General features: G+C 44.2%; 26 protein-coding genes and 1 riboswitch. Of the genes, 8 read left to right on the forward strand and 18 right to left on the reverse strand.

Annotation, left to right across the window (positions count from 1 at the left end; genetic code table 11):
- The gene (locus AC3B4V_RS13720; protein ID WP_064300828.1) at positions 1-1221 is read right to left on the reverse strand and encodes an LCP family protein; all 1221 of its coding nucleotides are present in this window, start codon (positions 1219-1221) and stop codon (positions 1-3) included.
- A 15-nt stretch (positions 1222-1236) separates the two neighbouring features.
- On the reverse strand, positions 1237-1983 hold the full coding sequence (gene nfsA, locus AC3B4V_RS13725; RefSeq protein ID WP_064300829.1) for an oxygen-insensitive NADPH nitroreductase: 747 nt from the start codon (positions 1981-1983) through the stop codon (positions 1237-1239).
- A gap of 144 nt (positions 1984-2127) precedes the next feature.
- Between nfsA and AC3B4V_RS13730 the strand changes: the two genes are divergently transcribed.
- Together AC3B4V_RS13730 and AC3B4V_RS13735 are read left to right on the forward strand one after the other, a co-directional pair.
- Positions 2128-2880, forward strand: coding sequence for a hypothetical protein (locus tag AC3B4V_RS13730; protein WP_488378720.1), 753 nt, complete (start codon positions 2128-2130; stop codon positions 2878-2880).
- A gap of 14 nt (positions 2881-2894) precedes the next feature.
- The gene (locus AC3B4V_RS13735; RefSeq protein WP_488378721.1) at positions 2895-3038 is read left to right on the forward strand and encodes a hypothetical protein; all 144 of its coding nucleotides are present in this window, start codon (positions 2895-2897) and stop codon (positions 3036-3038) included.
- Between the two features lie 88 nt (positions 3039-3126).
- Here the strand turns inward: AC3B4V_RS13735 and AC3B4V_RS13740 are convergent, their stop codons facing one another.
- Complete coding sequence (locus AC3B4V_RS13740) at positions 3127-3390, reverse strand: hypothetical protein (RefSeq protein ID WP_050678264.1); 264 nt, start codon at positions 3388-3390, stop codon at positions 3127-3129.
- A 149-nt stretch (positions 3391-3539) separates the two neighbouring features.
- On the opposite strand from AC3B4V_RS13740, the gene AC3B4V_RS13745 reads away from it, so the two are divergent.
- Positions 3540-4370: a GNAT family N-acetyltransferase gene (locus AC3B4V_RS13745; RefSeq protein ID WP_488378767.1), complete on the forward strand. Its 831-nt coding sequence runs from the start codon at positions 3540-3542 to the stop codon at positions 4368-4370.
- On the opposite strand, the gene AC3B4V_RS13750 is transcribed toward AC3B4V_RS13745, so the two are convergent.
- The 4 genes from AC3B4V_RS13750 to AC3B4V_RS13765 all read right to left on the reverse strand — a co-directional run bounded on the left by AC3B4V_RS13750 (position 4359) and on the right by AC3B4V_RS13765 (position 6812).
- Positions 4359-5294, reverse strand: coding sequence for a hypothetical protein (locus AC3B4V_RS13750; protein ID WP_488378722.1), 936 nt, complete (start codon positions 5292-5294; stop codon positions 4359-4361). The two genes, AC3B4V_RS13745 and AC3B4V_RS13750, sit on opposite strands and share 12 nt — an antisense overlap.
- Positions 5295-5406: 112 nt before the next feature.
- Positions 5407-5766 carry a hypothetical protein gene (locus tag AC3B4V_RS13755; protein WP_064300833.1) on the reverse strand — a complete coding sequence of 120 codons (360 nt, stop codon included), beginning with the start codon at positions 5764-5766 and terminating at the stop codon, positions 5407-5409.
- A gap of 29 nt (positions 5767-5795) precedes the next feature.
- Positions 5796-6281: a GNAT family N-acetyltransferase gene (locus tag AC3B4V_RS13760; protein ID WP_064300834.1), complete on the reverse strand. Its 486-nt coding sequence runs from the start codon at positions 6279-6281 to the stop codon at positions 5796-5798.
- Between the two features lie 15 nt (positions 6282-6296).
- Entirely contained in the window at positions 6297-6812 is a 516-nt protein-coding gene (locus AC3B4V_RS13765; protein WP_488378723.1) for a GNAT family N-acetyltransferase, read from the reverse strand.
- A 248-nt stretch (positions 6813-7060) separates the two neighbouring features.
- Here AC3B4V_RS13765 and murB point away from each other — a divergent pair, with 248 nt between their 5' ends.
- Positions 7061-7972 (forward strand): UDP-N-acetylmuramate dehydrogenase, encoded by a 912-nt coding sequence (gene murB, locus AC3B4V_RS13770; RefSeq protein WP_488378724.1) that lies wholly within the window; start codon positions 7061-7063, stop codon positions 7970-7972.
- Positions 7973-8027: 55 nt separating this feature from the next.
- Here the strand turns inward: murB and AC3B4V_RS13775 are convergent, their stop codons facing one another.
- Complete coding sequence (locus AC3B4V_RS13775; RefSeq protein ID WP_035398837.1) at positions 8028-9251, reverse strand: aminopeptidase; 1224 nt, start codon at positions 9249-9251, stop codon at positions 8028-8030.
- Between the two features lie 98 nt (positions 9252-9349).
- On the opposite strand from AC3B4V_RS13775, the gene AC3B4V_RS13780 reads away from it, so the two are divergent.
- Entirely contained in the window at positions 9350-9769 is a 420-nt protein-coding gene (locus tag AC3B4V_RS13780) for a YkvA family protein (RefSeq protein WP_488378725.1), read from the forward strand.
- Between the two features lie 36 nt (positions 9770-9805).
- Here AC3B4V_RS13780 and AC3B4V_RS13785 read toward each other — a convergent pair whose 3' ends face one another.
- Both AC3B4V_RS13785 and AC3B4V_RS13790 read right to left on the reverse strand, forming a co-directional pair.
- The gene (locus AC3B4V_RS13785; RefSeq protein ID WP_023467197.1) at positions 9806-10642 is read right to left on the reverse strand and encodes a formate/nitrite transporter family protein; all 837 of its coding nucleotides are present in this window, start codon (positions 10640-10642) and stop codon (positions 9806-9808) included.
- A gap of 183 nt (positions 10643-10825) precedes the next feature.
- Positions 10826-11428 carry a hypothetical protein gene (locus AC3B4V_RS13790; protein ID WP_326188701.1) on the reverse strand — a complete coding sequence of 201 codons (603 nt, stop codon included), beginning with the start codon at positions 11426-11428 and terminating at the stop codon, positions 10826-10828.
- 136 nt (positions 11429-11564) lie between these two features.
- Between AC3B4V_RS13790 and AC3B4V_RS13795 the strand changes: the two genes are divergently transcribed.
- Both AC3B4V_RS13795 and AC3B4V_RS13800 read left to right on the forward strand, forming a co-directional pair.
- A complete protein-coding gene (locus tag AC3B4V_RS13795) occupies positions 11565-12431 on the forward strand; it encodes a YitT family protein (protein WP_029340819.1) in 867 nt (288 codons plus the stop codon).
- A 193-nt stretch (positions 12432-12624) separates the two neighbouring features.
- Positions 12625-13263: a CHASE3 domain-containing protein gene (locus AC3B4V_RS13800; protein ID WP_488378726.1), complete on the forward strand. Its 639-nt coding sequence runs from the start codon at positions 12625-12627 to the stop codon at positions 13261-13263.
- Between the two features lie 45 nt (positions 13264-13308).
- Here AC3B4V_RS13800 and AC3B4V_RS13805 read toward each other — a convergent pair whose 3' ends face one another.
- From AC3B4V_RS13805 to AC3B4V_RS13840, 8 genes are all read right to left on the reverse strand, one after another.
- Positions 13309-13677 (reverse strand): ArsR/SmtB family transcription factor, encoded by a 369-nt coding sequence (locus tag AC3B4V_RS13805; protein ID WP_050678101.1) that lies wholly within the window; start codon positions 13675-13677, stop codon positions 13309-13311.
- Positions 13678-13732: 55 nt separating this feature from the next.
- Positions 13733-13981: a hypothetical protein gene (locus tag AC3B4V_RS13810; RefSeq protein ID WP_231681771.1), complete on the reverse strand. Its 249-nt coding sequence runs from the start codon at positions 13979-13981 to the stop codon at positions 13733-13735.
- 206 nt (positions 13982-14187) lie between these two features.
- Positions 14188-14826, reverse strand: a complete 639-nt coding sequence (thiE, locus tag AC3B4V_RS13815; RefSeq protein WP_058703752.1) for a thiamine phosphate synthase — start codon at positions 14824-14826, stop codon at positions 14188-14190.
- Complete coding sequence (gene thiM / locus AC3B4V_RS13820) at positions 14816-15583, reverse strand: hydroxyethylthiazole kinase (protein ID WP_214858922.1); 768 nt, start codon at positions 15581-15583, stop codon at positions 14816-14818. The genes thiE and thiM overlap by 11 nt, the downstream gene beginning before the upstream one ends.
- Positions 15564-16367, reverse strand: coding sequence for a bifunctional hydroxymethylpyrimidine kinase/phosphomethylpyrimidine kinase (thiD, locus tag AC3B4V_RS13825; protein WP_488378727.1), 804 nt, complete (start codon positions 16365-16367; stop codon positions 15564-15566). The genes thiM and thiD overlap by 20 nt, the downstream gene beginning before the upstream one ends.
- 115 nt (positions 16368-16482) lie before the next feature.
- Positions 16483-16593: riboswitch (TPP riboswitch) on the reverse strand.
- A gap of 63 nt (positions 16594-16656) precedes the next feature.
- The gene (locus tag AC3B4V_RS13830) at positions 16657-17934 is read right to left on the reverse strand and encodes a murein hydrolase activator EnvC family protein (RefSeq protein ID WP_064300841.1); all 1278 of its coding nucleotides are present in this window, start codon (positions 17932-17934) and stop codon (positions 16657-16659) included.
- A gap of 205 nt (positions 17935-18139) precedes the next feature.
- Positions 18140-19369, reverse strand: a complete 1230-nt coding sequence (locus tag AC3B4V_RS13835) for a peptidoglycan DD-metalloendopeptidase family protein (protein WP_488378728.1) — start codon at positions 19367-19369, stop codon at positions 18140-18142.
- Between the two features lie 71 nt (positions 19370-19440).
- Positions 19441-19584, reverse strand: a complete 144-nt coding sequence (locus tag AC3B4V_RS13840) for a hypothetical protein (protein WP_488378729.1) — start codon at positions 19582-19584, stop codon at positions 19441-19443.
- Between the two features lie 263 nt (positions 19585-19847).
- On the opposite strand from AC3B4V_RS13840, the gene mce reads away from it, so the two are divergent.
- Positions 19848-20258: a methylmalonyl-CoA epimerase gene (mce, locus tag AC3B4V_RS13845; protein WP_050678094.1), complete on the forward strand. Its 411-nt coding sequence runs from the start codon at positions 19848-19850 to the stop codon at positions 20256-20258.
- Positions 20259-20278: the final 20 nt, after the last annotated feature.

A 20278-nucleotide genomic window follows, 5' to 3' on the forward strand; every position in this document is an offset into this window, starting at 1 on the left:
TTAGTTCTTCAATGTGCCATAAAACGTCGTATCGAGCTGATCACGTAGTTCTTGCAGTGCCTTCTCATTCGGTAAGTCATAGAAAATCCCGTTCAGTCGTTGGCTGACGGCTTCGATTTCATAATGTTTTCGTTCTGACATCAAGGCAATCGATAACCCTGCCGTTGCCATCTCGCGGACACTTAAATCAAGGTTCATCTCTTCTTTCATATACGTGTGCGCTGCTGGAATTTTCGACCATCCAGTCGGCTTCATCAAGTGTGTCGCGACGGCTTGGATGACTTCCGACTGACGATTCGCGCGCGCTCCGTCATTATCCGTTTTTCGATGTCTCGAATAGGCAAGTGCCATCGCACCATCCATATGATATTCCTTCCCCTTTTGGAATGAATACTGATTTGCTTTCCCACTCGCATCCTGCTCGGAGAACGTTCCTGTCGAGACAAGGTCGATTCCGCCGATTTGATCCACTAATCCGATGAAACTATCGAAGGAGATGACGATCTTTCCATCGATTTCTTCATCAAGTAGACCCGAAACAGCATCTTGCGTACATTCTTCTCCACCGAAGGCAAAGGCATGTGTGATTTTATCCTTCTTTCCATTCTCACAGGAAATCGGTGTATACGTGTCTCGAGGAATCGACGTCAACTGAATCGTTCGAGAAAGTGGAATGAATTGCATGACCGACAGGGAGTCTGAACGTGATCCACGCAACGATTCTCCAGGTCGTGCATCACTACCAATCAACAAGAACGTGAATGGTTGTGAAGCAAAAAGAACGAATGCGATGAGCAACAATAAAAATAGTCCAAGAAGCTTTCGTTTAAAACGACGTTTTTTCTTGATTTTTTTAGGATGAGCTTCGCGTGAAGAGACATCAGGAGTCTGCTGTACCGATTGCTCTGATCGCCCCGCCTTCCTCGAGCGTCTCGAGCGTTCCCGATTAGCAAACAACCGTGATCCGGCACTCCCGATCATCTGTGCGACCTGTTTAAGCATGCCGCTCCCGGAACGACGCGATGTACTTTTTCGATCTCGCGGTTGCTCTTCGACATACCGATGATACGTAGCCGGTTCTTGCTGCTTCTCAAAGGATTGTTGAGAAAATGATTCGTCCGGCGCGTACGCTTTCGAAAAAGCTTCTTCTTGTCTAGCTTGCTCTTCTAACTGCATACGTCGTCGCTCCAAGCGAGAGCGGTGTGGTTGATGTTCTGGCATTCATATACCTCCGTATCAATCTTTTGCGATCTGTTTCTCTTTCAAGAACTCGCGGAGATACGTCCGTTTCGGTTCGTGCATCGAGGCAGCCATCTGTTTGACCCACCCTTCTGTCCGTTGACCACCGGTCCGTTCTCCGTAATACGATGACGTTGACTCTTCGTATCCTGTCAGTAACTCACGCATCGTATCGTCATCAGTATACGTATTCCGGTGGAAGACCGCATCCATCGGAAGGCGGGGTTTTTTACCCGGTTGTTGATCTGGAAGACCGACCGCGACTCCAAATAATGGTACGACGTGATCTGGAAGTTGTAAGAGTTCGCTGACACGACGAGCATCATTTCGTAGTGAACCGATGTAGACCGTTCCGTAGCCGAGCGACTCGGCAGCTACGACTAAATTTTGAGCGGCAAGTCCCGCATCGACAGCCCCTACGACAAGCGCTTCCGTCGTCTCGATCGTCCGGCTCACGTCGCCTCCTGCTAGTTCTGCCGCTAACGTATGTTTGTGGTAATCCATACAAAAGACGAAGAAGTAACTGTTTTCTGCCACATATTGTTGACCACTTGCAACGTCGACTAATTGTCGTTTCAATCCTTCATCTTCGACACCGATGATTGCATAAGCTTGCTGATAAGAGGATGTCGAGGCAGCCTGTGCGGCTTTTATGAGTGTTTCAATCGTCTCTTCGTCTAATTGATGTTGTTTGAATTTCCGGATTGACCGGTGGTTGAGTAAATGTTGAATGGTTTCATTCATGTGTAATCGTCCCCTTCTGTAATGAGTCTTCTTATTTAAGATAGTCGTCTCTGACTAAAAAGCGCAAATGAAGAGGTTCGGTTTATGAAAAAAGCGGGAATTGAATAGTGTTGTACTGTGCTTTTCTTGCGAAGGAGGGCGATCATGAGAATACGGAAACTGCGACTCTTACTAGAACAATATGGCGATACGACCCTTCGCGATATCATCGTCGAAATCTATCGTCAACTCCCGAGACAAGTCATCGAAGAGAAAGAGTTTGACGCCATGTTGACACAGTTCATGAAGTATAAGGATTTGCAAAAAGAACAGGAACAACCGACCGTCGAACAGACGATTGCTCAGACGGAACGGTTTATTCAATTAGCATACGATCTCCAGTACCTTGAGCCGAATCCGATCGTACCGCTTCGCGAACAAAAGAATTGGTATATCACCGCCAAACGCCTGTTGAAGCATTTACGCCATTACGCTCATCGTAAAAACGGAACCCGGATTGCCTTTGAGGAATTTTTCTTTCTTCTTTCGTCGGCTGCCGGGGAAGAACCTTTATTTTTAAGTAATGATCCGTTTCGATTATTGAAAGTCTCGCAAGTCGATTTTTTTCAAGAATTAGTCGGCTATTATAAAAATGATAGTCATGGTGTCGAGTGGATGGAACGCGCCCTCTATACAGCGTTGAAGGTTCCGATGGACGTCGATACCGAGCGCAGTGACCTTTTGCTTGCCGTACTTGCCCATTGCGAGAAACCCGAACATCAAGAAGCATATATCCATTGCTTGAACGCGCATGCAAAAAACTACAGTCGCATGTTCGGATTGATGCAGACGCTTTATCCACCTATCAAGAAATTCGTTTCGCAGAGCTACATGCTCTCATTTCCCTACGCGCGTTAGATCGAGCGGAGACGATGCTTTTCACAGAATATATCCCATATTTTTCGCATCGCTCGACTCCATTTCGTTATTATCTCGATCTCCTCGAACGAGCCGGACTCGAACAAGAACACGAACGAATGGCACGCGTTGGTCGAAAAAAACGAATTCATTTCTAAGAGTAGATTCTTCTTGTTCACACGTAGTAGACAATAAAAGGCAAGTGACGATGGATTCGTCACTTGCCTTTTATTAGTCAGATTCATTTCAATCGGAGGCATTGACGATGCCAAGTCCGACTGTTGCGAGTAATGCAATACAAGCGAATAGGAATGCCATGTCGTTCGGTGAATCGAATCCTTCATAAATCGGTTCCTTCCGATCAACGATAATATGATCCTCCGCACCATAATTGCCATATGTCGTCGAACTGCTTACACCCGGTTCATCGTAATCACGTGCTTCGGCTACCAATGTATCCGCGCTGAGTAAAAAGCCCGATAAACCGATGACGATCCAGAGATACTTCATGATAATTTTGCCTCGATTCTTTCTTATCTTCAGGAATCCATCTACTTTTTGTTTGAAACAGAAGATATAAATACCTTTTATTTCCTGTAATATAAAAGCAAGATATTTTTAACTTCATTTTGCTAAAGGAGGAACTTAATTTGCCTATTGTGTATTACAATCAATTGTCTCATGTTCAAAGGCGACACGTCCATCAACTTCTACAGGACCATCAAAAGGCATATGATTTTTCATTTTTTCAGCCGCTTGAAGATTGTCAATGGGTCTATCTCGAATCCGGTCAGGTGAAAGCGACGCTTGGATATTATGTCGTGCATGACGTCGTTCACTTTATGAACGGCGCCTTTCATGATATCAAAGCCTTTCGTAGTCTGGCTATTTTGCTACACTTACATGCCGTTCGACAAGGATGCCGGCATATTCATGTACAAGTCTCTCCGCCGCATGATCTTTCTTTAACTTCGATTTGGAAAGAGCTTGGTTATAGTTTATATGCCGAACAGTTTCGTTTAATCGGCCTCTCAGAGGGACAGCCTGCTACGCTGCGTTTGAAAGCTGTTCATGCACAGAATCAAGATACTTACCTTGCACTTCGTAACGATGCCCTTAAAGGAACACATCACTTTTTTCCTTATCAGGTATCTGATTTAGACAAGTTGATTCAACGAAAAGCGCTTCCTTACCTCGTCTATGATAAGCAACTGGTCATCGGTACACTATTATTTCAAAAGCAGGGACAGAATATCCGTCTTCTTGAAATCACGTGCCTACCTGAGCTGAGACGTCAAGGATACGGTAGCCGCATCCTTCATACATTTCAAGAAAAATTACGACGTGCAAACATCCAAACGTTTGAAGTCTTTTTTCTCTCAACACAACAAGATGTACTACGCCTGTATCACCCCTCGATGTTTTGCGATATCCAGTTAACCTCTCATTGGCATACGTTCAGTACGAATCAACCTCCGTTAATCATTTAGCCGATTGACGATCCCCCTGTATTCAGGCAACACATACTCCTCATCCATTTCTTGAAAATCAACATGACCCGTTTTACGAAGCACTAGCCCCATCTCGTATAATTGTTCGATGTAGGCGTCCCCCCATGTCAAGGCAAGTCCAGGTTGATGGTTATGAAAAGCAAGCAAGGCATCTTCAATAATTTCAGAAGCAATAGATGCTTGCATCACACGGTTCAACAAAGATTGGAACAGTACGGTTTGTCGTCCGATCAACGCATAAAACGGGAAATAATGTTTAGCATAAACAAACGTCGGCAAATAGGCATCCGCCTCAATCGTCTTTAGCAACAATGGTGAAGCGGGACGTTGTAGTCGTTCTGCAAGTCCAACGGTCGCCTTGCATTCGCACAGCTGATCAAGCACTCGAACCGTCAACTCTTCTTCGATATCGAGCAATAAGACAAGATCCAGCAGATTCAATTCATGCGTCTCCATGAATTGATCACTGCGTTGAAGATGCATCGTATAAGTAAAGTCCAGTTTTTCAGCAACAAGTGCCCATAACTCTGAATGGCGCGCCGCATATAGACCTACCGGAAAGTGAAGGGGTTGGCGGACGATCGATCGATGCCCTTCAAGTGTATAGACTTGATTGACGTCTAGACCGTATGCTAGCAGCATTTCGAGTAACTGCTGACGATTTTGACAAGTGACGAGCGTTTGAAACAGACGATCGACTTCGACGAGTGGTTGTTTCATTTCAAGCGCTATTTTTAAATGAGCAGGTGAATCCTGCTCTAGCGCACGCTTAATGAATTGTAAGGCCTGTTGTTCCGCATCGTTCAGCTGGGCAACATGTGTCCGAAACATTTCGATGTCAAGTTCCCGGAAGGCTTGTAACGCCGGTGCAATTGATTGATTTTTTATAAAGGGTTTCCACATGATTCCCTCGACCTCCTCATTCCAGTATCTCTTCGTAGTGTACGCAATATCCTATCGTCTTGAAAGCAAAAAATGGAGAATCTTCCGTCGTTTCAGGAAGATCCTCCACTTTTTATTTTTTACCAACTTTTAAATGAGCGTTTCGAAAGACAGCATCTTGTTTTCCTGTCTTTTCAACACTTGTTCCGACAGACCCCAGGTATTCGAGTTCATCCTTTGGTTGAATGAACTCGTATGTGATGGCAGGTTCGCCCCGAAGTCGAACGTGTATGATTTGTCGATGTCGTAAAGAGAATGATGCGCGCACTTCAAGAAAGGAGGAAGCTGATAAATCATGTTGCCGCTCTAAAATCGTCATCAACTCTTTTTCAGAGTCACGATAGTTTCCCTGCAATTGAGCATACGAAATACCGACTCCTAAAGATAGGATGCCAATTAGACTAAGAGCGAAAATGACCAGCACTTTCTTCATGACTGATCCACCTCCGAAAAAAGTTCATTCTACTTATTCATCGGTTCATCCATCGTTGACGTGAAGTCTTTTTTCGAATCCTTTACGTGAAACTGCATGTCCACATGTGGAATATCATCTTCTAAATAAGGTTCGGATACGGTTTCGAAACCAAACGATCCGTAAAACCCTTCTAGGTGTGCTTGTGCCTGTAAGTAGATCGCAGCTTCTTTCTGCAAATGAACCATCGCTTTCTCCATCATTTGTCTCGCTAACCCAACCGACCGGTGTGCACGATGAACGGCTACCCGTCCAATCGCTATTCCTTTTGTCGGATGATCGTATATCCGAAGACATCCGACGATTTGACCGCTCTCACTCCGTACGACCAAGTGCGTCGCTTGTTGATCTTGATCATCTAGCTCCGGATACGCGCACTCCTGCTCGACGACGAAGATATCCGTGCGTAATTTTAAAAGTGCATATAAGGTATCAGGTGTCATGTGATGAAAAGACTCGAATTCAAATTCGTACATAAAAAGCTCTCCTCTTTAGTTACGACAAAGTCGTGATAATTGTCCTGCGTAGATCGTGACGGGAATACCTCTAAAAATCGTATCTTTTTCCCAGTTCAGCCCGTTGGCACGAGCGACATTTTGCGAAGCACGATTATCGGGATGAATGATCGAGATGATTCGATCATTCCCTCGGTTGAACGCCTCCATCATTAGTTGTTTCGCTGCTTCACGACCATAACCGACTTTCCAGTGCTTCGGTTCAAGCCAATAACCGACTTCTAATTCTTCAATTCCATCCACTTCCTGCATCAATAATCCGGCGAAACCAATCGGTTCATTCGTTTCTTTTTTGAACAACAGTAAAAAACCAGTTTGTCGTTCATCCGAGTATCGCTCCAATTGCCGTTCGAACCACTCTCGTGCTTCATCTTCACTCAGGGCAGTACCTCCATTGATATAACGCATGACTTGCTCATTTTGGACAAGCGACTTATAAAAACTGAAATCCTCTTCTTCGAACGGTCGCATCCATAAACGTTCACTTTCCATCGTCATCGCCTCCTTCTATACTTCTCTTTTCCCGAGTTCTTTTCGCTTCATTCCTCTTCCTGACTCTGCTTTCCTTGTGACATTTTTCATTACTAATCGATGACATTCACTCCCTAGTGCTTGCAATTCCCGGCATAAGTCGGTATTTTGGGAACAGTATGTTGAACAACGACCGCACGATTAATGTTAAAATATATTTTGAGCGCATGAGCGCTGAGTAGGAATTCACGAAAAGGACTGAGACCATAATGACTGAACAAGTAATGACGGGACTGTATGAAGGCATTTCAAAAGAGTCCGTACTAATCAATGAACCTTTAAAATATCATACGTATACAAAAATGGGAGGAATCGCGGATTTATTCATCATTCCAACCTCTTATGAAGAAACGGCTTTTGTCGTCCGATATGCTTACGAACAAGATATTCCCTTGACGTTGCTTGGAAACGGATCGAATCTTGTCGTTCGTGATGGTGGCATCCGTGGCATTGTCCTCTCCTTTGAGAAGTTAACCGACATCTCGGTCGAAGGACATGAACTCGTCGCTCAAAGTGGCGCAGCAATCATCGAAGCTTCTCGTGTAGCTTACGCGCATCAGCTCAGCGGTCTTGAATTCGCTTGTGGGATTCCAGGAACGATTGGTGGCGCATTGATCATGAATGCGGGAGCATACGGTGGTGAAGTCAAGGATTGCCTCCATAGCGCTACTGTATTGACACGACAAGGAGAACTGTTGAACATTTCGCATGATGAACTCGAACTGGGATACCGGACAAGTTGCTTCTCGAAGAAAGAATACATCATCCTCGAAGGTCGATTTGCGTTAACAGAGGGTGACCCAGCATTGATCAAGGAAGTCATGGATGATTTGACGCATAAGCGAGAAACGAAACAACCACTCGAGTACCCTTCTTGTGGTAGCGTCTTTAAACGTCCAGAAGGCTATTTTGCAGGTAAGCTGATTCAAGATAGTAACTTACAGGGAACACGCATCGGTGGCGCTGAAGTGTCGAAGAAACACGCTGGCTTCATCGTCAACGTCGAGAATGCGTCAGCATCCGACTATATCGCGCTCATTCGTCATGTCCAAGAAACCGTTCAAGAAAAATTCGGTATCTTACTTGAGACAGAAGTGAAAATCATCGGTGAAGAAGCATAATCAATCATTTTACGAAAAAGGTGAGCTCCGTATTCGGACTCACCTTTTTGTTCGTTTAGATTGACCAGTTTCCGTCACGCATGACTGATTCACGCGTTCCGTCTGCAAGTTCTCCTTCAATCGATAGATCCGCTGATCCAATCATGAAGTCGACATGCGTCATCGAGTCGTTCGCGCCTTGTGCTTCTAATTCTTCTGCTGAAAGGCTTGGACCATTTTCGAGACACGTCGAGTACGCACGACCAATCGCTAAGTGGCACGAAGCATTTTCATCAAACAATGTATTATAGAATAGGATACCCGAGTCAGAAATCGGCGAACGGTGCGGCACGAGCGCAACTTCTCCGAGATAACGTGCACCTTCATCAAGTGAAATCAAGTCATCTAATGCTTCTTGACCCTGTTTTGCTTCCGCTTTAACGATTTTTCCGTTCTCGAACCAGAGTGTGAACTCATCAATCAAGTTCCCACTATAGCTAAGCGGTTTTGTGCTCGAGACGTGTCCGTTGACACCTGTCTTTTTCGGTAACGTGAACACTTCTTCTGTCGGCAGATTCGCGATGAAATCAACACCATCTGCATTCGGACCACCGCCACCTAGCCAAACATGACGTTCTGGTAATTCGATTGATAATTCTGTTCCTGGAGCTGTGTAGTGCAATGTTTTGTATTTCTTCTCTGTCAGGAATTTTGCTTTTGAACGCAGATTATGATCATGATCCGCCCATGCAGCGACTGGATCTGCTTGATCGGCACGTGTTGCTTTTAAAATAGCTGACCAGAGCTCTTCAACAGCATTCTCTGAATCAGGGAATACTTTCTTCGCCCAGCTTTCAGAAGGTGCTGCTACGACACACCAACTGACATTGTCACTCATGACGAACTTCCGCCAATTAGCAAGAGCGACACCGGCTGCTTTATTCGCACGTGCGATTCGGCTCGAGTCAACGCCATTCAATAAATCCGGATCTTCACTAACGACCGATAAGAACGCAGTTTTTTCTTCTGCCAGTTGGTCGTAACGTGCTTTTAACCAATCTGGGAACGTATCAAACGACTCTTCCGGTGCATCGAAATAACGGATTTTCGTCATCTCATCATCTGACCATTGTACATATACTTGCGTAGCTCCTACTTCATAGGCGACACGCGTGATTTCACGAACGAGCGGCAAATTTTCGATTCCTGCACGCACCTCGAGTTGTTGTCCTGGTTGTAGATTAATTCCCGTACGCACGGCTAAAGACGCGTATTGTTGTAATTCTGCTTGTGTCGGCATTATGTAATCCCCTTTCTTGTATCTTTATTTTCACGAAATAGTTGCAATTTTGCAAGAAATAAGGCGAAACTAGAAAGAGAAGAGAAGGAGGCATCACCATGGAATTCACACCCGGCGATTTTAAATCGGCTTATACGTATTTTCACCGACAGGCACTCAACCTCGTTGGTGATGAAAAAGCACAGCAAGAATTGTTAGTTCGAGCAGAAATCGGACTTGCGCACTTGACGCAAGATATCGCGTCTACAGAAAGCTCGGACATCGAACGCGAGGCAGAACTCGTCCTTTATTTTCAATTAAAACAACTGCTTGAAATGCTTCGTGCTCTCTATCAGAAAAAATTCGAAATGCATGCGGAGCAGGAACAATTGTTATTGACGGCCGTTCTGTACTTTACGTCTCCTGTTGACGCCTTACCGGACGATAACGTCCTCGGGCTCTTCGATGATGCACAAATCGTCGAGACGATTTACGAAGAACTGGCTGCAGACGTCGATCGCTTTCAACATATGGAATGAATGAAAAAAGCAGCTGTCGCGACAGCTGCTTTTTGATTATGCATTTTGTTTCGAAGCAATATGAACAGGTGTCGTGGATTGACGTGATTCATCTACTTCTAATTTTTCTTTATTCAGCCACGTATAGATCATTCCCATGAAGACTGCTCCACCAATGATGTTACCGGCTAAAGCTGGCAACAGGTTATGCATCGCTCCAGCAAATGTGATCGTATCCGGATGTGGTACGACTAACGCAATGGAGAACAGTGCCATATTGGCGATGACGTGATCAAATCCAGAAGCAAAGAATACTGCGACGAGTACCATCATCATCATGATCTGCGCCAACTCATTCTTCATGTTCTTTGGAATGAAAATCGCTAAACAGACCATCCAGTTACAGAAGATAGCACGTGTGAAGATTTCCCACGTCGTATGGTGGATCTTCGTTTCTGAGACAGAAAATAACCAGTTGTTCATACCAAGCTCTTGGATGATTCCTGTTTGAGAAAAGAGTAGCGCAAACGCCAATCCGCCAAGTCCATTTCCGATTAGACAGATCAACCAGACCTTCATCGTATCCATCTTCGTCGTATAGCCGCGCATCGTCGCCGTCGTGAAATACATCGTATTCCCTGTGAACAGCTCTGCCCCACCATAAACGATTAGGACGAGTGCCACTCCGAAGGTCAGTCCACCGACAAGCGTCGCAACAGGTGACTCCGCCATATATAGACCGTTAATTGCTTTTAAAGTAAAAATGATTGCAAATCCAATGAAAATTCCCGCTAACATGGCACGAACTAAGTACTCGAGAGGACGCATTTGTAGCATGCGCGTCGACTTGATTGCTTTATTCCGTAATCCTTCTAATGCTTCTACCTCGTTCATCGTAGAAACCTCTCTTTCTTTTGTTCAACACTTCACAATGTTTGTTCATTTATTATCATACTTCCATCTTAAAAGATGTTCAAGTATTGAATAGACCTGTTTTATCGTTTTTATAAAAGAACGAGATGTAAACGATATCATTGTGTCGAGATTGTGAAAAATGCCTTTTCTTGCTTTATACAACTAATTAGTTTGGATCTGTAGTCGTGATGCGAAGCGTTCAAAGAAGGTGTTTCGTCTTGAGGCATCGAGCACATAACCATCAATGACGACACGATTAAAGCGTCTAGAAGAGGAAGTAGCTCGTTCGATATCGGTCGGAGTGTAGGCGTCGAATGTTTTCCGGTCCATCGTAAAATCTGCATCTGAATACGGATCCGTGTAGTGAATTTCGAGATCGGTCAAATCAGGAATCGTTGAAAATAAAACAAGCGTATGATGCATCAGAATTTTAGATAACCGAGCCTTTAAAAAATCCTGATTCACCTGTAGTGTCCCGGTATCGGTACCAATCCAAGCTTGTCGCTCTTTTCCTGTCACTTCATAGGCAAGACGTAACGATTCTCCTTCGACATCTACCTGTTTTAATTCTGATGAGAACGGAAGTTGTTCGGCTAATTGACGAACCGCTACCGTATTCATCATCGAGGCACCCACTTGTCTCGCTACAAGATCACCATCATGCCAAATGGATGATTGATTTTTTTCATTGGGTTGTTCGAAAAGACGAATCCCAACTAGTATTCCTAAGCAGATACAACCAAGAATCCATAACATTTTCTTCATTTTCATCACCTTCCTAAAAAAACATACCCTTTTTCATCTTTTTTCATAAGAAGGGTTGAAATTTTATGCATATGAGCGTACTCTTGCATGCAGATACTCACAGAAGGAGGAGCATGAGGTCACTCATCATATTGCCATGACTACAACACACCCACAGAAAAAGAGAGTTGAAAAAATCAGTTTCTTAATCATTGGTACGTTGCTGTATTCCCTTTACATCAGCCTACTACTATCTCCAAATGATATCGGATCAGGCGGTATCATGGGGATCACGCTCATTATTCAAGAGCTCTTCCACACGCCAATCGGATTAACGCAATTGCTCTTAAACATTCCCCTCTTCCTTTTAGGTTTCCGTTTCCTACGCAAACGATTCATGTTCTTATCTGGAATTATTGTCATTGCTTCTTCCTTTTTAATTGACTGGATCCCGACTCAAATCGTTCCGGAATCTCTAAACGATCCGCTCGTCGCTTCCATCTTTGCTGGTCTAGTCTCTGGTCTTGCAATGGCATTGATCTTCTTCGGTGGTGCTTCAACTGGAGGACTTGATATTCTTGGAAAGTTTTTCTTTGCTCGTTTTCATAACTGGCCACTTCCTCGTATATTTCTGATGCAAGATCTTGTCATTTACATCCTTGTATGGTGGGTATTCGATCTTAAACACGTTATGTATGCTCTCATCATGAGCTTTGTTCGTGCGAAAGCCCTTCAGACGGTTTACAGTTTCTATTCTGCTTCTAAGCAATGTATCATCATTTGTGAGAAAGCAGATGAAATCAATGAAGTCATTACAAAAGAACTCGGTCGTGGTGTCACGATTCTCGATGCACGTGGAGGATACTCCAACCGAACGAAAAAAATGGTCTATGTCGTCGTTCAAAATAACGAAATCGTCCGTTTGCAAGAAATCGTCTCTTCTGTCGAGCCGAATGCATTCGTTACATTTTCGGAAATCCATACTGTTTTTGGCAATTACAAAGAACATTCGTATTCGTTTTAACACCAAGCGCAGCTTAGCTGTGCTTTTTTCATCTTTTTAAAACAGCTTCTCGTATTGCATCATCTTTCCTGCTTTTTTATTAGTATTATTCAGTTTTTCAGTCATTATCCCTATTCAAAAAATAGACAGGCTTCACTTTTTTTACGATAGTAGTTAAGCTTATGACATGTCTTTTATTTAAAGGAATGATTGCATGCACTCTCTTTGGCGTCAGCGTATTCTGCTGATTTTCTTGATCAGCTTATTCGCCTCTATCCCGATCATCTATGCTTTATCCGGTTATCGGACGATTGCAACGATGACCGAGCAAATGAAGGATCATGATATACCGTTAATCAATCAGGTAGATCAGTTGGTCGAACACAATCGAGATCGTGCCAATGCGGTTCGTGGTCTCTTATTGTATGAAGATAATCGTTATATCGAACAATATTACTTTTCAACGTCTAAAATCCATGATTTGCGCAATAGTCTGAACCAATCGTCGACTACTCCAGGGACGATTAAGGATCTCCTTCGCCGCAACAATGTCTGGGAGTCTGAAATTGAACGCGTGTTTGTCGTCTATGAACGTCAAAGTCCAACAGCCGCAAAACGTCTTGCTAGACAATCGACTCAGACGACTCAAACGATTCTCGAAGACTTATCCCGTGTGAAAGATGATTTGTATAAAACGCTTCAAGGCAAATTACAACAATCAGATACTTTAATCGCTACATATAAATGGATGTGTCTCGCTCTCTCCATCCTGTCCTTTTTATTGATTAGTGCCACGGTCTTTTTCTTCCACCACTTCGCTCCAAAAGGATCAGAACAATCGTCTTTAGAATAAACGAAAAGCGCAGCTAAAGCTGCGCTTTTCGTTTATTCTAAAGACTCATTCAGGCATTGCTTTTCCCTCTTGTACATGTTCCATCGCCATATGTACAAGCGATGACACATGATGGTCATCCAGGGAATAATAGACGACTTTACCGTCTTTTCGAAACTTGACGAGTCCTTGTTTCAACAAAGATCGAAGATGATGCGACGCTGTCGCGATCGAACAGTCGACAGAGGCCGAGACATCACAAACGCATAGTTCTTCTTCGATCGTCAGCGCATAAACGATTCGCAGTCGTGTCGCATCCGAAAGAATCTTAAATAGCTTTCCGATTTCAAGCGTCGGAATCGTATCAACGATATGTCCGATTTCAGACGCACGTTGTTCATCAATCGCAATCGTTTCACAACGGGGAATGTCCATGTCCGTCACCTCGTTTCTACTTATATTGCACCATGAGAAACGGGACATTGCAAGTTCAGCGCATTCGTCTGCGAATGAGCCAAAACACGAACCATCCTCCTACGTAATCTCCGATATCCCAGACAATTCGATTTTGATCGACAGCGCGTACGCCGATGTCAATGATTTTCGTGCTTTCTAATCGGTTCGTATAACGTTGACGAAGCCGAGTCGGAATCGGTAGACGAAGAAGTGCCCGGTAATAAATATCTAAATGAGTATGTCCCCAAATTTCCGTCGCAATCGAGCTCGTTTTAATATACAACGGACGTTTGTAGCGTCTTTCATACTTTTCTTTCAATAAAAGGGCCATCTCATAAGATATACGATTAGGATGTGGAAATAAGACTTTTCCTAGATGGTAGATCCCCTGATTATCGACTCGAATGATTTGTGGTTCTAACCGATATCGAATCCAATAGCCGCGAAAACGGATCGTCTGCCATTTCAATACAATCACCTCTGAACGGATTATACCCTGTTCTGAAGTGATTGATGCCATTCACGCACAGCATCTGTCATTTGCTGCGCAGCGAGTTGCCGATCTTCTTTAGCGAAAATTTCTGAGATGACGGCATACCCTTCCAACGGGATGGGCAGAGAGGAGACATTCGTTGCTGTGATTCCACCAATACCGATTAGAGGTAATCGTACAGCTTCCCGAATCGCCTGAAGCATCGTATGCGACATGGAATCAGCGTCCGCTTTGGATGACGTCGCAAATAGAGACCCCACGCCTAAATAAGATGCTCCGTCTCGTTCTGCTTCAATCGCTTGTGCAACGGTTGCTACCGACACACCAATCACGGCATCTGGTAAAAGGCGACGTGCTGCGGTTAAAGGAATGTCTTCTTGTCCGATATGCAAACCTGCTCCGACGAGTAACGCGATATCAATCCGATCATTGATGATCAAAGGAATGTCGTGTCGATCCGTGAGTGCTTTCAACCGAACTGCCTGATCGAAGAATTCCTTTCCTTGCGCTGTTTTTTCCCGTAATTGCACGATCGTTGCACCACCTAAAATGGCTTCCTCAACGACCGTCTCGATCGCGACTCCAGGATGGTACCGACGATCCGTCACTGCATAGATGGAGTAATCAATTGACACGTTCTGTCACCTCCACCAGATCTTGCACCGTCATGAGGCTGATGGCATTGAACAACTCTCGTTTAAAATCACCAAGACCTTGCGCGGAGGCTGCTTGTTCTCCTGCTTTTCCCATGACGAATGTCCCGTGGACAGCCGCCTCAAATGTCGTATATCCTGCACCGAGGAAGCTCGCAATCAAGGAGGCCGTCATGCAGCCCGTACCCGTGATGTCTCCCAAACGTGGTGTTCCTACATGTAATTCCATTTCACGCGTTCCATCCGTGATGTAGTCGTTCGGACCTGTCACGACGAGGACAGATTGGTGTTTGCGAGCAAATGCACGAATGCTTTCTCGATCCATCATTGCATCTCCCGCAGCATCGACTCCCTTAGTTCGCCCATCTTCCCCAAGTAACGTCTTGATTTCAGAAGCATTTCCTTTAATGACCGTACACCCGAGATCAATGAGTTCTTTAGAAAAGGCAGTACGTAATGTCGTTGCCCCTGCTCCAACTGGATCAAGAACGATCGGGACATTCAAACGTCCCGCTTCACGTGCTGCGAGTCGTTGAGCTGCTTGCATGTCTGCATCGATCGTACCAATGTTTAAGACAAGAGCTTGCGCGAGTCTAACCATCTCTTCTACTTCACGAATGTCTTCCGCCATGACGGGTGATGCTCCAACAGCGAGTGTGACGTTCGCGCAGTCGTTGATCGTAACTGTGTTCGTCAGATGGTGAATGAGTGGTTTGTGTTCAAGAATAGTCGTAAACATGTGTATCCCTCCAAAGTGAGTGAAAATGATGTGTCGGTCCAATACCTTGTCCGAGAGCAAATCCATGACGAATTGCCTCCGTGACATAGCTCTTTGCCTGTCTTACGCTATCTGTTAAATCTTCTCCAAGCGCCATCCGTGCTGCAATCGCTGCAGATAAGGTACAACCAGTTCCATGAGTATGTTGATTGTCTAACCGTTCCGATGTGAAACGATGTTCCACTTCCCCATCAAACAACAAATCCGTTGCAGCTCCTGAGAGATGTCCACCTTTTAGTAATACTGCCCCTGTCTGTGTAGCCAATTGATGCATCGCCAGTCGCATTTCCTCTAGATTGGTCACTGATCGTCCTGTTAACCGCTCCGCTTCCGGTAAATTCGGTGTAACGAGTGTCGCAAGCGGCAGAAGTTCTGAAATCAATGCTTGTTCAGCTTCCGTCCGCAATAGGGCATGACCACCTTTAGCGACCATGACGGGATCTAATATGATCGGAACTGTCTGTTTGCGGAGATGTGTAGCAATGACACGAATCGTCTGCGCATTCGAGACCATTCCGATTTTGATCGCATCGACACGAATGTCTGAAAAAATCGACGTTAACTGGGCATCTACGATTTCTGGGGATAACTCTTCCACCGCTTGAACACCCAACGTATTTTGCGCCGTGACGGCTGTCAGGACGCTCATTCCATAAACGCCTAAAGCTGAAAATGTTTTTAAATCTGCTTGAATCCCAGCTCCACCACCGGAGTCGGATCCTGCAATCGTCAGTACGTGTTTCATGTTCTTTTCACCTTCCCATCGAGCAATGTAAGGGAGTCGTGACCGACAAAAAAAGCGTCGACCGCTGTAAAAAAGCAGTCGACGCTATACGAAAGCGTTATACACGCATTCCGGTATCCGTTCGGCTCAACTTTCCTACGCTGGTATTATCCAGTTCAGGTAATAGGGTCGAAAACAGATTGGTTTTCCTCTCAGCCGGATTCCTCCAGCTCCCCTAGTTGCTCAAGTATTCGTTTCGCCTTAACTGTAGCATAGAGAAGAAAAAAAAACGAGCCGAAGCCCGTTTTGATTACAGATATGCCAATGGATTGACTGCATTCAGAGGAGAAGAAGCACTGTATTGATAGCCTCCGACATGTAGTTCGAAATGTAAGTGTGGTCCTGTTGAATTCCCTGTACTACCAAGTGTCCCGACTTGTTGACCTTGAGAGACCGTTTGTCCTGCACGAACCGATAATGAACTCATATGTGCGTAGACAGTCGTGTACACTTGTCCATCGAGGAAGTGAGAAATCATGACATGATTGCCGTAAGGTCCACCACCTGATGCTGTAATGACCGTTCCAGCTGCTGCAGCGACGATTGGAGACCCGACCGAACCACTGAAATCAACACCGTTGTGGAACGTATAACCGTTCGCGCCGCTTGCTGGTCCGAATCCTTGCGACACTCCACCAGAAGATGGTCGAACGAATTTCCCTCCACTCGAAACAACGGGCGGGGCAACAGAATCAGTTGACTCCGAACTCTTACCTACTTGTTTTGCTGTTTGAGCATTCGCTTTAGCGGCTTTTTCGGCTGCCGCTTTCTCCGCTGCTGCTTTTTCAGCCGCTGCTTTAGCGGCTGCCTTCGCTGCCGCAATTGCACGTTCTTGCGCTTCGAGAGTCGCTTGAAGTTCTTTTGCGTCTAACAGTTCTGTCGTGAACTTCGTCTTCCCTTTTCGTAATTTCTTCAGCGTGGCACTACGTTCTTTCATTTGAAGCTTTAACGCTTTCTTTTGTTCAAGCAATACTTTCTTTTCTTGCATTTGCTCCGCTTTTTTCTCAACGAGCGCTTGTTTTGCTTCTGCTAATTTTTGTTGCGTTGCGATGTAATCCGAAATCATTTTATCGTCTTGCTCAGCGATTTTTTTCCCCGCCATGACACGGCTGAATAAATCACCTAAATCCTTCGATCCAAAAATGACTTCTTCCCATTTAATCGAGTTTCCATCGTTCTCTTGGAAAACACGCAAACGATCACCGAGTAGTTCTTCCTGTTTCTGTAACATTTCTTCGTAACGGACGATGTCTGCCTTTAACTCATCGATTCGAACGTTCAACTGTTCGATTTGTTTATTTTTTTCAGAGACTTGGAAAATCTTTTCGTTGATTGCTGCGTCAATTTGATTGATTTGACGTTGCTCTTTTGAGATTTTAGCTTCTTGTTTTTTGATCGCTTTTTCAAGTTTACGTTGTTCAGCGGCATTTTCAGCCTTTTTTTCTTTAATGGTCGCTGCTGCGATCGGTTGCGTTCCTGTTATAAGTAATGCTCCTAAAACAATGGTAGAAATTAGTTTTTTTAGCATATATCGTTTTCCTCACTTATGTTTTTTTCATATTTTATTATAGTATTCAAGTTTCTCTCATATCTGAAATAGATTATAGCACCGTAATCGTTTCAAAAAAATTTCATTTACATTTCAAATGAAAACGGTTTTTTGTAATATATGATTTGTTTTTTGAAAATGACAAAAAAAAAAGAACCGTTGCATATGCAACGATTCTTTACGATTAAAACATCGACATTGGATTGACTGAGTTAGCTGGACCTGTTGCACTGTAGCTGTATCCACCAACGTGAATTTCGAAGTGTAAGTGTGGACCTGTTGAGTTTCCTGTGCTACCACGTGTACCGATTTGTTGACCTTGGCTGACACGTTGACCTGCACTAGCGTTCAATGAACTCATATGTGCATAGACTGTCGTATATGTCTTCCCGTTCAATTGGTGAGCGATCATGATGTGATTTCCGTAAGGTCCGCCACCTGATGCTGTAATGACTGTACCAGTTGCAGCTGCCACGATTGGCGTGCCAACTGGACCACCGAAGTCAATCCCGTTATGGAACGTATAACCGTTCTCTCCGCCTGCAGAACCATACCCTTGTGTCACAGCACCAGCAGTTGGATGAATGAAGAGTCCGCCTGATGATGGTGACGGTTTAGGTGTCGCAGGAGCTGACGGCGCTGGAGCAGGCGCAGCTGGTGCTGGTGTAGATGGTTTTGGTGCCGATTGTTTCGTCGAACCAGAAGGTTTTGCCGATTGTGCCGCTTTCTCTTGTGCTGCTTGCTGAGCTGCTGCTTCTTTAGCGGCTTGCTCTTCTGCTGCTTTTTGTGCTGCTGCTTGCGCTGCTTCAGCCTCTGCTCTTGCTTTCGCTTCACGTGCCGCCTGAGCTTGACGTTCTTTTTCGATTCGAGCTTCACGTTCACGCGCTGCTTTTTCAGCTGCAATCGCTTTTTCTTGCGCAATCAAAATTTGTTGGACTTCTTTTGCATCCATCAATTGTGTTTCGAACTTTTCTTTTTTCTTACGTAGTTCTTTTAAGCGTTTGTTCCGCTCTTTTAATTGTGATTCAAGGTCCGCTTGTTGACGTTTTAATTCTTGTTTCTCAACGACCAACTGCGCTTTCTTTTCTTTTACTTCTTGTTGCGCATCCGCTAATTGCTTTTGCGTATTTTGGTAATCCGTGATCATTTTATCATCTTGTTTTGAAATGGATTTCCCTGCCATGACACGGCTTACGAGGTCACCAACGTTTTTAGCGCCAAAGATGACTTCCTCCCATTTAATCGAGTTTCCATCATTCTCTTGCATGACACGAAGACGATCACCAAGTAGTTTTTCTTGGCGTTTTAGTTTCGCTTTATATTTCTCGATTTCTTTTCCAAGTTCAACGATTTCACGTTCTGTCGCTTTGATTTGACGATCTTTTGCTTCGACAGCAAAGATTTTTTCGTTCAAAGCTTCGTCTAGTCGATTGACTTCTTGTTGTGTTTTAGAGATTTTTTGACCTTCTTGATTAACAGAAGACTCTAAGTTTTTTGCTTTTTAGCATTGTCTTGTTGCTGTTGTTCGTTTTTGGCTTTCTGTTCACTTAAATCGTCAGCTGCTGCAAAATGAGGTGCTGATGAAAGAACCAGTGCGGAAACGATGAGCGACGCGAACGTTTTTTTCATGTAGTATTCCCTCTTTTTCTGTAGTGTATGTTTTATGATTTATCGTAGAGTATTTGAGTTAAATTTAAATTCTGTAATAGTTTTTCTTTTTTATAAGAACGTTTTTGATTATAGCATTCATTCCTCTTCCATAATATTTCAGTGATATTTCATTTTAAATAAATCTTTCCTCTTCTATGTAATAGAAACATTTGGAAGGTAACTCATCGTTGCAACTTTGAAGTGTTTTTGGGAAACTGAAGCGAATAGAAGGAGGATATCATATGAAATTAGACCACACTGGAATTGCTGTTCGCGACATGCAGGAAGCCATTTCATTTTATACAAACGTACTTGGAGGAACTTTAACAAAAGAGTACTCGAATCCTGCGCCTGGTGTCGCTTCCAATATTGCGGTCATCGAGTTCGATGATGCGCACATCGAGTTGTTAACGCCAACAAGTCCGGATAGTCCGATCGCACGTTTTTTAAAACAACGCGGGAAAGGTGTCCATCACATTGCTTATCGTGTAGAGGATTTAGATCAAGCGATTGAAGAAGCAAAACAACAAGGATTAACATTTTTAGAAGATACGTATCGAACGACGCCGTTCGGGCGACGACTGATTTATATGAATCCCCGGCATTCACACGGCGTCATTACAGAACTCTGTGACTATCCAGAAAATCTATAAAAAATCAGCACTGCGATAGC

The organism is Exiguobacterium sp. E17S (assembly GCF_057772545.1).